Source organism: Tardibacter chloracetimidivorans, assembly GCF_001890385.1.
GTDB lineage: Bacteria > Pseudomonadota > Alphaproteobacteria > Sphingomonadales > Sphingomonadaceae > Tardibacter > Tardibacter chloracetimidivorans.
On the sequence record NZ_CP018221.1, the window covers coordinates 1547104 to 1560397 of the forward strand.

14 protein-coding genes are annotated in these 13294 nt (G+C 66.1%); 3 read left to right on the plus strand and 11 right to left on the minus strand.

The annotated features are described in order from the left end of the window. Positions 1-20 precede the first annotated feature (20 nt). From msrP to BSL82_RS08110, 3 genes are all read left to right on the plus strand, one after another. Positions 21-959 (plus strand): protein-methionine-sulfoxide reductase catalytic subunit MsrP, encoded by a 939-nt coding sequence (msrP, locus tag BSL82_RS08100; protein ID WP_072596824.1) that lies wholly within the window; start codon positions 21-23, stop codon positions 957-959. Between the two features lies 1 nt (position 960). Further along, on the plus strand, positions 961-1662 hold the full coding sequence (msrQ, locus tag BSL82_RS21740) for a protein-methionine-sulfoxide reductase heme-binding subunit MsrQ (RefSeq protein ID WP_072596825.1): 702 nt from the start codon (positions 961-963) through the stop codon (positions 1660-1662). A gap of 350 nt (positions 1663-2012) precedes the next feature. Beyond that, positions 2013-2150 (plus strand): entericidin A/B family lipoprotein, encoded by a 138-nt coding sequence (locus tag BSL82_RS08110; RefSeq protein WP_072596826.1) that lies wholly within the window; start codon positions 2013-2015, stop codon positions 2148-2150. A gap of 47 nt (positions 2151-2197) precedes the next feature. On the opposite strand, the gene tatC is transcribed toward BSL82_RS08110, so the two are convergent. The 11 genes from tatC to ftsZ all read right to left on the minus strand — a co-directional run bounded on the left by tatC (position 2198) and on the right by ftsZ (position 13184). Continuing rightward, positions 2198-2974, minus strand: coding sequence for a twin-arginine translocase subunit TatC (tatC, locus tag BSL82_RS08115; protein ID WP_072596827.1), 777 nt, complete (start codon positions 2972-2974; stop codon positions 2198-2200). 10 nt (positions 2975-2984) lie between these two features. Then, positions 2985-3326 carry a Sec-independent protein translocase protein TatB gene (gene tatB / locus BSL82_RS08120; RefSeq protein ID WP_083579107.1) on the minus strand — a complete coding sequence of 114 codons (342 nt, stop codon included), beginning with the start codon at positions 3324-3326 and terminating at the stop codon, positions 2985-2987. 24 nt (positions 3327-3350) lie between these two features. Then, positions 3351-3596, minus strand: a complete 246-nt coding sequence (locus BSL82_RS08125) for a twin-arginine translocase TatA/TatE family subunit (RefSeq protein ID WP_072596828.1) — start codon at positions 3594-3596, stop codon at positions 3351-3353. Between the two features lie 122 nt (positions 3597-3718). Further along, complete coding sequence (gene scpB, locus BSL82_RS08130) at positions 3719-4324, minus strand: SMC-Scp complex subunit ScpB (protein WP_072596829.1); 606 nt, start codon at positions 4322-4324, stop codon at positions 3719-3721. Next, positions 4324-5085 carry a segregation and condensation protein A gene (locus BSL82_RS08135; RefSeq protein WP_072596830.1) on the minus strand — a complete coding sequence of 254 codons (762 nt, stop codon included), beginning with the start codon at positions 5083-5085 and terminating at the stop codon, positions 4324-4326. Before BSL82_RS08135 ends, scpB begins: the two co-directional genes overlap by 1 nt. Beyond that, complete coding sequence (gene nagZ / locus BSL82_RS08140) at positions 5082-6104, minus strand: beta-N-acetylhexosaminidase (protein WP_072596831.1); 1023 nt, start codon at positions 6102-6104, stop codon at positions 5082-5084. The genes BSL82_RS08135 and nagZ overlap by 4 nt, the downstream gene beginning before the upstream one ends. Beyond that, positions 6104-6880 carry an SPOR domain-containing protein gene (locus BSL82_RS08145; RefSeq protein ID WP_072596832.1) on the minus strand — a complete coding sequence of 259 codons (777 nt, stop codon included), beginning with the start codon at positions 6878-6880 and terminating at the stop codon, positions 6104-6106. Before BSL82_RS08145 ends, nagZ begins: the two co-directional genes overlap by 1 nt. Then, positions 6880-8610 carry an arginine--tRNA ligase gene (gene argS, locus BSL82_RS08150; RefSeq protein ID WP_072596833.1) on the minus strand — a complete coding sequence of 577 codons (1731 nt, stop codon included), beginning with the start codon at positions 8608-8610 and terminating at the stop codon, positions 6880-6882. Before argS ends, BSL82_RS08145 begins: the two co-directional genes overlap by 1 nt. 73 nt (positions 8611-8683) lie before the next feature. Continuing rightward, the gene (locus tag BSL82_RS08155; protein ID WP_072596834.1) at positions 8684-9850 is read right to left on the minus strand and encodes a deoxyguanosinetriphosphate triphosphohydrolase; all 1167 of its coding nucleotides are present in this window, start codon (positions 9848-9850) and stop codon (positions 8684-8686) included. Positions 9851-9861: 11 nt separating this feature from the next. Then, positions 9862-11460, minus strand: coding sequence for an SPOR domain-containing protein (locus BSL82_RS08160; RefSeq protein WP_072596835.1), 1599 nt, complete (start codon positions 11458-11460; stop codon positions 9862-9864). A gap of 155 nt (positions 11461-11615) precedes the next feature. After that, the gene (gene ftsZ / locus BSL82_RS08165) at positions 11616-13184 is read right to left on the minus strand and encodes a cell division protein FtsZ (protein ID WP_072596836.1); all 1569 of its coding nucleotides are present in this window, start codon (positions 13182-13184) and stop codon (positions 11616-11618) included. Positions 13185-13294: the final 110 nt, after the last annotated feature.

The window sequence follows — 13294 nt, forward strand, 5'->3', positions numbered from 1 at the left end:
GGCCGATCGGAGGTACGGCCATGCTGATCCGCAACCCTGACGACTGGGAACTGCCGGAAGGTGATGTGACGCCGGAAGGCATCTACCTCAGGCGGCGGGAAATATTGGGCGGGATGGTCGCCGCCGGGCTGCTGCCCGCCCCGGCCGCCGCCCAACCGGCCCCCGCGCCAAATCTGAAAACGCGGCAGACATTTGTGACGCCGGGCGAGACGCCGACCTCGTTCGACGACATCGCCCACTATAACAACTTCTACGAGTTCGGGACCGACAAGCTCGACCCGAGCCGCAATGGCGGCGGTCTCCAGACATCACCCTGGACGCTCAAGGTGTCCGGGCTGGTCAAGAAGCCGCAGGTCTACGACGTCGATCAGCTCATCCGGCAATTGCCGCTGGAAGAGCGAATCTACCGGATGCGCTGCGTCGAAGCCTGGTCGATGGTGATCCCCTGGGTCGGCGTGTCGCTCAGTCACATCATCAACCATGTGGAGCCGCTGGGATCGGCCAGGTATGTTGCGTTCCGGACGCTTCTGGACCCCGACCAGATGCCCGGCCAGCGCGGCAGCGTGCTTGACTGGCCTTATGTCGAGGGCCTTCGCATGGACGAGGCGCGCCACCCCCTCGCGATGCTGTCGGTCGGCCTTTACGGGCGGACGCTGCTGCCGCAGAACGGCGCGCCGGTGCGGCTGGTGGTGCCATGGAAATATGGCTTCAAGTCGATCAAATCGATCGTCGAGATGCGCTTTACCGAGCGGCAGCCGCCGACGAGCTGGAACAAGGCCAACCCGCAGGAATACGGCTTTTATTCCAATGTGAACCCCGATGTGGACCATCCCCGCTGGAGCCAGGGCCGCGAACGCCGCATCGGCGAATTCGCCAAGCGGCGGACGCTGATGTTCAACGGCTATGGATCGGCGGTCGCGCCGCTTTATGCCGGCATGGACCTGAAGCGGTTCTTCTGAAATGAAAAAGCCGGTCTGGCTGAAGCCGCTGCTGTTCGTCGTGCTTCTCGCGCCCATGACTGTGCTCGCCATTTCCTGGATACGGCTGTTGAGCGGAACGGACGTGCCCGCCCTCACCGCCGATCCGGTTGCCGAGACGACGCGGGTACTGGGCGAATGGTCGCTCCGCAGCCTGCTGGCGGCGCTTGCCGTCACTCCGGTCGCCCGCCTCACGGGGTGGACGCCGATCCTGACCGCGCGTCGCATGGTGGGGCTGATCGCCTTTTCCTATGTGCTGGTGCACTGGAGTTTCTGGATGTGGCTGGACCTGGCATGGTCGCCCGCCGAACTGGCGAAGGAAATCGCGAAACGCCGCTATGTCCTGTTCGGAATGGCGGGCTTTCTGTGCCTGTTGTCGCTTGCGATCACATCGACCCGTGGCTGGATCAGGCGGCTTGGCGCGCGCCGCTGGCAGAGCCTGCACCGGCTGGTTTATGTGGCGGGGGCCGCGGGCTGCATTCACTATGCGATGCTGGTGAAGGGCAATCAGGCTGCCCCCAAAATATATCTGCTGATCCTGGCGATGCTGCTCGCCGCGCGCTACCTGCCCCAGCGGCGGAGACGATCGGTGCCGGCTGCGGCCAAAGCACCCGTTCAGGCTCCGCCTAGGAATATGACAAGGAACGCGATAGCGACCAGCGCCAGCGATATTCCCAATATATAGCGAACGATATGGGGCGTCGTCCCGGCGCGCGCTTCGACTGGGGTACGGTGTTCCGGCTCGTCCATGAAACAACCTCCGATTCAAGAACGAAACGTGCGCGGCATGGGCAGGTTCCTTTTGCGAGAAGGCCCGCTCACACGCCAAGGCGATCCCCATATGCAGCCGTAATGTTTTTTGGGAACCGCCCGGCCACCGGCGCGTTGTGAAATGCGGATAGTGACCCATCCCCCCGCTCTCGCTATCCGCTCAGAGCCCGAATGCGTCGTTCACCCCCCGTTCGCCGCGTTCGGGCTCACACATGAAAGGCCTATGGCATTCGCCATGGCCCCGTGTGAACCAGGAGACAATGAATGATACGTTCGATCACGACTGCGGCGATTGTGGCCCTTGGTCTGCTCGCTGCCGCCTGCAACACCGTTGAAGGCGTAGGCGAGGATGTCAGCTCCGCCGGACGCGCCGTAGACGACGCCGCGGAAGACGCGAAGTAAGGAGCAATCGGACGAGAGGAGCGTGGCGACAGGTCACGCTCTTTTCGTCAGCTCCCCTCCGCCCCCAGGCCTGAAGCGTCAGCCCGACGCCGTTCGGTGAACCATATGCCGATCAGCGAAAGCTCGTAGAGCACAATCAGCGGAATCGCGAGCATGAGTTGCGACACCACGTCCGGCGGGGTGAGGATCGCGGCCACGATGAAAGCGGCGACAATCGCATAGCGGCGTCCCGCCACAAGCTGGCCACGCGTCACCAGCCCCGCCCTTTCCATCAGCATCAACAGCACCGGCAGCAGGAACGCGATTCCGAACGCCAGTATGAAATGCATGACCAGCGACAGATAGTCGCCCATGGCCGGCAGCGCCTCCTGCGCCAGGCCCCCGGCATTTCCCTGAAAACCCAGGAAGAAATGAAACGCCGTGGGCATGACGACGAAATAGGCGAGCGACGCGCCCATTGCGAAAAGCACCGGGGTGGCCAGCAGAAACGGTAGGAAGGCGCGCTTTTCATTGCGATACAGGCCCGGCGCGACGAACAGCCATATCTGGTTGGCGATCACCGGAAACGCCAGCATGAAGGCGGCGAACAGCGCAACCTTCACCTCGACGAAAAACGCCTCGTACAGCTTGGTGTAGACAAGCCGCCCCTGGCCGGGGCCGAACGCCTCGGCAAGCGGACGAACGAGGATTCCGAAAATATCGTCGGCGAAATACATGCAGACCGCGAATGACGCGAGCAACATTCCGACACAGTAAAGCAGCCGCCGCCTCAGCTCGATCAGATGGTCGAGCAGCGGGGCGCGGCTGTCGTCAAGGTCCTTCATTGGTGGAGCTTCACGAACGGACCGTGCCTTCCATGCCCTGTTGGGGCCGGGGCTCGTCCGTTGCGGGGAGGCCGGGCTCTTCCCCGGCGGGAGGAGGAGCGTCCGGATCGGGCAGCATGGGATGTTCCGCCATGATCCGCGCGTTTTCCGCCTGCCATTTCTTCTGAAGTTCCTCCAGCTCCGCTTCGCGGATCATCGCGTCGACGCCGGAACGGAAATGCCGCGCCATGCCGCGTATCCGTCCCACCCACTGACCGACCACGCGCATCGCGCGCGGCAGGTCCTTCGGGCCGATCACCACCAGGGCGACGACCGCGCAAAGCAGCAGTTCGGAGGATCCGAAATCGAACATGATCTAGGTCAGTGCCAGCAGCGCTCAGGAAGCAGGACGGTCGTTCTGCATTTCCTGAAGCTTGGATTTGGGATCGGCGGCCTCCATCGGCGGCTGCGCCTGAAGGCGCTGAGGCTGCTTCGGCTGCTCCTCGTCTTCCGCCATGCCCTTCTTGAAGCTTTTGATGCCCTTGGCGACATCGCCCATCATGTCGGAAAACCGGCCCTTGCCGAACAGCAGCATCACGACGATGCCAACTATCAGCCAATGCCAGATGCTGAATGAACCCATGGCAATTCTCCAATTCCGCAAGGCAGCCCGCCCATCGCGGCCGCCGTCGCAACCCGTGACCGGCGCGCCTTCATTGATCCCCTTCTAAACCCTGCAAGGTCGACGTGCTAGAGCGGCGTGCGTCAGATCTGGTCGACGTCGGCTTCTTCTTCGGACGCTTTCTCGCGACTCTCCTCCGCCTCTGCCCAAAGCGCCAGCGAGAGGTCGATCGGATCGAGCAGACCTGCGGCCTTCAGATCGGCCAGACCCGGCAGATCGCGGCGGCTTTCCAGCCCGAACTGGGTGAGAAAGCCCTGGGTGGTCGCATAAAGCAGCGGCCGCCCCGGCACTTCGCGCCGTCCTGCCGGGCGCACCCATCCGGCCTCCATCAGCACATCGAGCGTGCCCTTGGATATGGCGACGCCCCTGATTTCTTCAATCTGCGCGCGCGTGACCGGCTCATGATAGGCGATGATCGCAAGCGTCTCTATCGCCGCCCGGCTCAGCCGGCGACTTTCCTCCCGCTCGCGGCGCAGGATGTGGCCCAGATCGGGTGCGGTCTGGAAATGCCATTTGCCGCCGCGTTCCACCAGTTCCACGCCGCGCCCCATATAGCTTTCGCCAAGGCTGGCGAGCAGGCCCGCTATGTCGCTGCCTTCGGGCATGTAGAGCGCGATCTCGTCGCGCGTCAGCGGCCTTTCGGCGGCAAAGAGAACCGCCTCGATCCGGCGAAGATCGTCGTTCGGCATCAGGCGCGCCTCAACATCAACGGCTGGAAAGCGGCTTCCTGCTGCAACGTCACCCGCCCCTGGCGGGCCAGTTCCAGCGCCGCGACGAAGCTGGAGGCCAGGGCCGAACGGCGATATTCGGGGTCGGCGGTAGGCGGCAGGAATTGCTCCAGCGAGGCCCAGTCCAGCCTGACGTCGAGCAGCCGCTCCAGCCTTTCGATCGCCGCATCCAGCGTCATCACGGGGCGGCGCTCCACCACATGCACGGCGGGCGTCATCCGCGCCTGGATGCCGCCATAGGCCGAAATCAGCTCGTATAGCGAAACGTCCCAGGCCGCCTTGCGGACGACCCGCAATCCCTCGGGCGCGCCGCGCGTGAACACATCCCGGCCGATCCGGTCGCGGCCCATCAGCCGCGCGCCCGCCTCGCGCATGGCATCCAGCCGCTGAAGCCGCATCTGGAGCCGGAGCGCCAGTTCCTCTGCCGATGGCTCCTCCTGCGCTTCCTTGGGCAACAGCAGGCAGGACTTCAGATAGGCGAGCCACGCCGCCATGACGAGATAATCGGCCGCGATCTCAAGCCGCAGCGCCCGCGCATCGGCGATGAAGGCGAGATATTGCTCCACCAGATCGAGGATCGAAATCCTCGCCAGATCGACCTTTTGCTGCCGGGCCAGCAGCAGCAGCAGGTCCAGTGGACCCTCCCAGCCATCCAGCTCGAGATTGAGGGTTTGCGCGGCGTCGCGCGGCGGGGCGAGGTCGAAATCCTCGGCGTCGCTCACGCCGGATCCGGCTGATGGACCAGCGCGAGCAGCGCGTCGCGCTTCGCAACGGCGTCGGCGAACTCCAGCCGCGCATCCCGCGTGGCGACGGCCATCGCGCGCTCCAGCCGGTCGCTCGCCCTGGGCGAGATGGCGGTGACGGCCCCGGCCACCTCCTCCATCTCCGCCATGTCGCCGGAGCAATGGAGCACGATGTCGCACCCGGCGTCGAGAACGCCCTGCGCCCGCTCGGCAAAGCTGCCCTTCAGCGCATGCATGCCAAGGTCGTCCGACATCAGCAGTCCGTCAAAGCCGATCCGCCTGCGGATGATATCATTGATGACGACGGGCGAAAGCGTTGCGCAGCGGTCCGGATCAAGTGCGGTGTAGACCACATGCGCGGTCATCGCCATCGGCGCGTCCTTCAGCTTTTCGAACGGCTCCAGGTCAACGGCGAGTTCGTCCAGCGTAGCGGTGACGACCGGAAGCTCCAGATGGCTGTCGGCACCCGCGCGGCCATGGCCCGGGATGTGCTTCACCACGCCTACCACGCCGCCTTGCGCCAGCCCTTCAAGCACGGCCTTGCCAAGTGCGGCGACGCGCATCGGCTCATGGCCCAGCGCGCGGTCGCCGATGATGTCATGCGCGCCCGGAACGGGCACGTCGAGCAGCGGCAGGCAATCGACGGTGATTCCGAGATCGGCCAGCATCAGTCCCAGGGCGCGGGCGTTGTGGCGCGCCGCCTCGATCGCGCCGATGGGGGAGATATCGTACAGCCTGTCGAACGCGCTTCCCGGCGGAAAGACGGGCCAATGCGGCGGCTGGAGACGGGCGACGCGGCCGCCCTCCTGGTCGATCAGGATCGGCAGGTCGTCGCGACCGGTAAGGCTGCGCAGATCGGCCGTAAGCGCCCGCAGCTGCGCCGGATCGGCGACGTTCCGCCTGAACAGGATATAGCCCGCAGGGTTTACGGACCTGAAGAACGCCCTTTCCGCATCCGTCAGCGCCGGGCCTCCAAGGCCGAGGAACAGCGGAGTCATCAGGGTGCGATCACCGTGCAGCTGTCGCCCGACACCTTCAGCCGCCCGCACAGATTGTCGGCCGATGCCTTGGAGGCGATGCCAGTGGCGCGAAGCCGGTAGAGCGTCTTGTCGCCCTGTCCGACCGGCTCGATCCACTTGCCGAGTGCTGCGATGAAGGTGAAGCGGCCGGAAAGCGTCTTCCATGCGCTTTCCGCCGAGGCGCGGCTTGAAAAGGCGCCGAGCTGTATCGCGTAATTGCCGCCCGAAGCCGCCGTCTGGCCGGCCGGTGGAGCAGGCGTCGCGGGCTTGGAGGCCGGCGGCTGCGCAGGTGTGGCGGGCTTCGCGGCCGGGGCCGACGCCTCGGGCCGGGCTGTGGCCGACGGCTGCGAAGCGGCGGTGTCCGCCGCGCCCGGACCACGCGCGATCGGCTCTTCGGGAATGGCGGTCAGGTCTATCGTGCCGCCCGGATCGCCCCCCGCCCCGGCGGCGTAGACGGTATCGCCCTGCCCTTCGACGATCATTCCGCCCGGGTCGTTCGGCGGCACCTTATAGGGCGCGTCGGATGCCTTGATCAGCCCCGCCTCGCCGCTGCCCGGCAGCACGTCGCGGTTCAGATACCAGGTCATTCCGGCGACCAGCAGGACGATGACGGCGACTACCGCCGCAAGGCCGCCGATCAGCCTGCCGCGCATGGGCGACGAACGACGGTCCAGCTCCTCGGCCGGTTCAAGCCAAGGCAGCTTCTCGTCCGGATTTTCATAACGAAGCCAGTCGCCGCCCTGGTTGCGTGCCATCAATTAAGCTCCTCGGCCGCAGTAACGCCCATCACCCCAAGTCCGTTACGAATAACCTGCCCGATCGCATCGGCCAAGGCCAGACGCGCACGGCTCAACGCTTCGCTTTCAATGATGAACCGCCGCGCGGGATCGTCATTGCCCCGGTTCCACAAGGCGTGGAAGGCGGCGGCCAGATCGCCCAGATAAAAGGCGATGCGGTGCGGCTCGTGGTGCGTGGCGGCCGCTTCCACCACCCGGGGGAACTGTGCGATCAGCTTCACCAGCGCGATCTCGTCCTCGTCCAGCAGCGACAGATCGGGCGCGCGCGCCGCATCGAAGCCCGCCTCGGCGAACTTGCGCTTCAACGAACAGGTCCGCGCATGGGCGTATTGGACGTAGAAGACCGGATTGTCCTTCGACTGTTCGACAACCTTGGCGAAATCGAAATCGAGCTGCGCGTCGGACCGCCGCGTGAGCATGATGAAGCGCACGACGTCCTTGCCGACTTCCTCCACCACATCGGCCAGAGTCACGAAATTGCCCGAGCGCTTCGACATCTTCACCGGCTCGCCCGCGCGGAACAACCGCACCATCTGGACGAGCTTGACGTCGAGCGGCACGCTGCCGCCGGTCAGCGCCGCGACCGCCGCCTGGATGCGCTTGACCGTGCCCGCATGGTCCGCGCCCCAGATGTCGATAAGCTGGTCGGCATTGCGCGCCTTCTGGAAATGATAGGCGAGATCGGCCCCGAAATAGGTCCAGCTTCCATCGGACTTCCTGATCGGCCGGTCCACATCGTCGCCAAAGCGCGTGGAGCGGAACAGCGTCAGTTCCACCGGCTCCCAATCGTCGGGAAGCTCGCCCTTCGGCGCCTCCAGCACGCCTTCGTAAACCAGGCCATCGGCGCGCAGCTGCGCGACCGCCGCCTCGATCGCGCCCGACGCCTGCAATTCGGCCTCCGACGAATAAAGGTCGTGGCTGATGCCGAGCAGCGCCAGATCGGTGCGGATCATGTCCATCATCGCGCCCGACGCCTTGCGCTTGAAGAGCTGGAGCCATTCGGACTCCGGCTTGCCGACATATCGGTCGCCGAACTCGGCGGCGAGCGCCTCCCCCACCGGCTTCAGATATTCGCCGGGATAATAGCCTTCGGGAATCTCGCCGATGTCCTCGCCCAGCGCCTCGCGGTAACGCAGATGGGCGGAGCGGGCGAGCGTATCGACCTGGCTGCCCGCGTCGTTGATGTAATATTCGCGGGTCACGTCATATCCGGCGAAGGCCAGCACATTCGCCAGCGCATCGCCCACCACCGCGCCCCGGCAATGGCCCATGTGCATCGGGCCGGTTGGGTTGGCGGAAACATATTCCACATTGACGCGCTGCCCCGCGCCGATGGACGCACGACCGTAATCGGCGCGCCCGGCAAGCACGGCATCCAGCTCGCGCAGCCACGCGCCCGGTTTCAGCCGGATGTTGATGAAGCCCGGTCCGGCAAGCTCCGCCGCAGCAACTTCGGGCAGGTCGGCGAGGCGAGGCGCGATCAGCCCCGCAAGCGCGCGCGGATTCTGCCCGGCGGGCTTTGCGAGGACCATTGCCGCATTGGTCGCCAAATCGCCGTGCGAGGCGTCGCGCGGCGGCTCCACCGCGACATTGCGGAAATCCAGCCCGGCCGGAAGCGCGCCTTCGCCCTCAAGCGTCTTGAGTATATCGAGCAGATGCCCGCGATAGGTGTCGAAAAGCGTCGGCAATGTGCGGCCCAGTCCAGAAGGTCACGGAAATCGGGTGAGCCTCTAACGCATCATTTGCCGCGAAGCCACAATGTTAGAACCCGTCCGGCAACGGCGACGGCTTGCCCGTCAGTTCGCGATAGCGGGCCAGCGCGTAGCGGTCCGTCATGCCCGATATGAAGTCGCCCACCTGCCGGGCGCGATCCTGCTGACCGGCGGGCAGTTCCCCGCCCCATTCCTCGGGCATCCGCTCGGGCGCGGCCAGATAGGCCTCGGCAAGCGTGCCAACCACAGATTGGGCTGCATTGGTAAGCTCCAGCACGGCCGGATGGCGATACATGTGTGCGCGCAGAAAGGCCTTCATCTGATGCTCGGCGCGAAGCATGGCGGGGCTGAAGGCGATGAGGGCGCGGCCCGCTTCGCGCACGTCCTCGGGGCTTTGCACGCCGCTGCGCTCGATCAGGTCGCTGCTCTCGCTGATAAGGTTGTTGACCATGTGCCCGATCATCTCGCGGGTCAGCTCCAGCACCAGTCGCTTCGGCTCCGCCTGCGGGAATCGGCTGCGCACCGCATCCCAGCTCGAGGCGACGAACGGCACCGTCAACAGATCCTCAAGCGTAAAGAGCCCGGCGCGCAGGCCGTCGTCGATATCGTGATTGTCATAGGCGATATCGTCGGCAAGTGCCGCCACCTGCGCTTCAAGGCTGGGCCAGCTGTTCAGATCCAGCGGATGTAGAGCATCATATTCGGCAAGCGCCCAGGACGGTGCCGTGACCGGGCCATTGTGCTTGGCCAGCCCTTCCAGCGTTTCCCAGCTGAGGTTCAGCCCGGTGCAGTCCGGATAGGGCATCTCCAGCAGCGTCAGCACCCTGATGGTGTTGGCGTTGTGATCGAACCCGCCGGCCGATTCCATCGCCGACTGGAGCGCGAACTCGCCCGCATGGCCGAAGGGCGGGTGGCCGATGTCATGGGCAAGCGCCAGCGCCTCCGTCAGATCCTCGTTCAATCGAAGCGCGCGGGCGATGGTCCGGGCGATCTGCGCGACCTCAAGGCTGTGCGTGAGGCGCACGCGGAAGTGATCGCCGTCGGGCGCGACGAACACCTGCGTCTTGTGCCGCAGGCGGCGGAAGGCGATGGAATGGATGATGCGGTCGCGGTCGCGCTGAAAGGCGTCGCGCGGCCCCCGCACGCCCCGGTTCGCCTCATCATGCAATCTCCCCCGCGACCGGGCCGGATCGCCAGCATAGGGTGCCAACAGCATCTCTCTTGCCCTCACTTGCCCGCGAGCTTGTCGACATCTTCTCCAGCAGGGCTGGTCCATGGAAAGGTTGATATGCCCACGCCGCTCAACCTGTTCACAACATCGCGCGCGGCGGACAGGCTGTCAAAAGGACCGATGAGCAGGCGGTTGGTTCCGGAAGCGGCCGCGACATAGGGCGTGCGGCGGGCAAGCACCGCCGGGGCCTTCGCCTTCAGCCGCGCCCATTCCCTGGGCATGTCGTCTTCGTTGCGCCCGCTTGCGATCTGCACCCAGTGACGTTCCACAGCTTTTGCCGGTTCCGCGCCGGTGCGCGTCCTGGCATAGGCGAGGCATTCCGCCGTCTTTTGGGGATTGGGACCGCCGCAGCGGCGATCAAGCGCACGGGTATCGGCGCGGCACTGCACCGCCCTTGCTCCGCTCAGTCCCGCGCAAGGATCGGCGACGGGTGCGGGCGGGGTCGAACGCGGCGGCGCGGCTTCGGCCGTCTTGGCTTTGCCCTCATTCGAAACAGTCCGGCGGGCGGCATATTCCACGCATTCGGCCGTGCGTCGGCCGCTTGCGCACCGCCTTGCCAGCGCTCGCTCATTGGCTTCGCAGCGTGTCTTCGCCCGCCCCGACAAGGCGTCGCAGGGGCTGGCTGCAATCGCCTGCGGGGGCGGCGCTTTCGTCACACTTTCAGCGGGAGCGGGCGCGGGCGTATCGGCCGAACGCGGGCCAATCTCCGGCGGCGCATGGCCGTGCGCTGCGGCGCGCATCGAGACGGGATCGCCCTTGGGCATTTTCACGCTGAGCGGGACCGCCGCCTCTTCCGGTTTACGACGGCTTTGCGGTAACCGCCCGAGATGCACGGCCATCGCCTTGTTTTCAGCGTTGAGCAACGCAAGACGGGCGAAGAAGGGGGTATAGGCGTCGGCCTCCTCGGTGCCCATGCTGGAAAGCGCAAGCCTGCGCGCCGAAGCCACATCGCCGGTCAGGGCGTGGATGAAGGCGAGCGTCCGCACGGCATTGCCCTCGGTCTGCCCGCGCGCGAGCGGCTGGACCAGCGCCAGCGCCGCCGCCCTTTCGCCCGAAATCGCAAGCGACAGACCCAGTCTTTGCGTCACGACGGGATCGCCGGGCCTAGCCGTCAGCGCCAGCCGGTAATCGCGCTGCGCCTTGCGGCTATCCCCCAGCAGATCGCGGGCGAGGCCCCGGTCGCCCGCTACCGCTCCCTCCAGCATGCCAAGATCGACCGCCTGCCGGAACAGGGTCAGCGCATCCTTGGGCCGGGCGGACATCACGAGCGCCCGCCCATAGGCCGCACGCACGCGTGGATCGCGGGGGCTGAGAGTCACCGCCCGCCCCAGAAATCCGAACGCGGCGTCGCTGTCGCCCACCAATAACGCCTCCTCCCCGGCGGCGGAGAGGATCGTGACGTTATCCGGATCGCCTGCGATGGCGCGGACATAATGGGACAGGGCCGATTGATGGCGGCCGAGCGCCGATTCCTGACGTGCGATCCCGGCAAGCCGGATCGCCTCGGCGGCGCGAGCCGACGCGCCGGTCTGGGCTGTGGCGTCGGGCGCAAGGGCAAGAAGGGCGAAGGCCAGCAGCAGCCGCAAGCTGATCATGAAGTCCTAACCAGAAGAGCGTGCCGCCAAAGACCAGCTTCGGCGGCGGCGGTCAACCTCCGCCGGGGGCGCATCGCGCCGGAACGCCATTCCTGACGGACAAGGGCCACGCGACCGGAAAGGTCACGCGGCCCCGTAACCGGCCTTGCCGTGGATCAGTCGTTGACCTGTCGGCGGAAAAAGCGCGGAATCTCGATATTGTCCGAACTGCCCGACCGCGCCGGTGGGGCAGGCTCGGGCGCTGCCGGAGCAGCGCCGGCCTCATTCGCCTTGGGCGCGCCGCGGCTGATGTTCATCATCCGCTCGAACAGCGTCAGCGGGCGGTCGGCATCCACGACCGGATCGGCGGGGCGGGCGGAAGGCTGGGCGATCCAGTCCCGCTCGGCAGGCGGCGTCCTTGCTTCCGGCTCGCTGCGCAGCGGAGTGATCCGGGCCTGCTGGACCGGCTCCTCGACCGGCGCGGGCGTGGGTTCAGCCACAGCCTCGGCTTCCGGCTGCATGATATTCTCGGCTTCCAGATTCAGCTCGTCGTCCGCCACTTCCTGGGTGGCGGGTTCGGGAGCCGCCGCTTCCACCGGAGCAGGCGCCGGCGCTGGAGCGGGTTCCGGCGCAGCGGCCGCCACGGGCGCGGGGGCCGGCTCCACCTTGGCGGGGGCGGGCGTCGCCGACCAGCTCCGCGATCCGCCGAGACCGGCGCCGATGGGCGTGGCGGAAAAACCGCCGAACCGGCTGGCCTGCGGCTGCGGCTCTTCGACCGCGCGCGCGTCAATGCCGGTCGCGACCACCGAAACGCGCATCTTGCCGTCAAGATCGGGATTGAAGGCCGAACCGACGATGATGTTGGCGTCGGGGTCCACCATCTCGCGGATATGATTGGCGGCCTCGTCCACCTCCATCAGGCGCAGGTCGTCGCCGCCGGTGATGTTGATGATGACGCCCTTTGCGCCCCGCATCGACACTTCGTCCAGCAGCGGGTTGGCGATGGCCTTTTCGGCCGCCTCGATCGCTCGGTTGTCGCCGTCCGCCTCGCCGGTGCCCATCATCGCCTTGCCCATCTCGCTCATCACGGTGCGGATGTCGGCGAAATCCAGGTTGATGAGGCCGGGCATCACCATCAGATCGGTGATGCCGCGCACGCCCTGGTGCAGCACCTGGTCGGCCATGGCGAACGCTTCCTTGAAGGTCGTGTTGGCGTTGGCGATCAGGAAGAGATTCTGGTTCGGAATGATGATGAGGGTGTCGACATGCTTTTGCAGCTCGACGATGCCTTCCTCGGCCGAGCGCATGCGGCGCTGGCCCTCGAACGAAAAGGGCTTGGTCACGACGCCGACCGTCAGGATGCCACGTTCGCGCGCGGCCTTGGCGACGACGGGGGCAGCGCCGGTGCCGGTGCCGCCGCCCATGCCGGCGGTGATGAAGCACATGTGAGCGCCGTCAAGCGCGCCCTCGAGCTGCTCCATCGTCTCCTCTGCGGCGGCGCGGCCGATCTCGGGACGGGAGCCCGCGCCCAGCCCCTGGGTGATCTTGAGGCCAAGCTGGATGCGCGTTTCCGCCGGGTTCAGCGCCAGCGCCTGCGCATCGGTGTTCGCCACGACGAAATCGACGCCCTGAAGCCCCGACTGGATCATGTTGTCGACCGCGTTTCCGCCAGCCCCGCCAACGCCGATCACGGTGATCCGCGGCTTCAGTTCAGTGAGTTCCGGACGAACCAGCTCCAGGCTCATGATAAGCTCCCTTGCCCCCATATGTTGCGCCCTTCGACGCAAGCACCACACTATCTAACCCTAAAGCGATTCGCGGGGGAATCCCGAAAATGCCCTTTCCCGAAATTTTT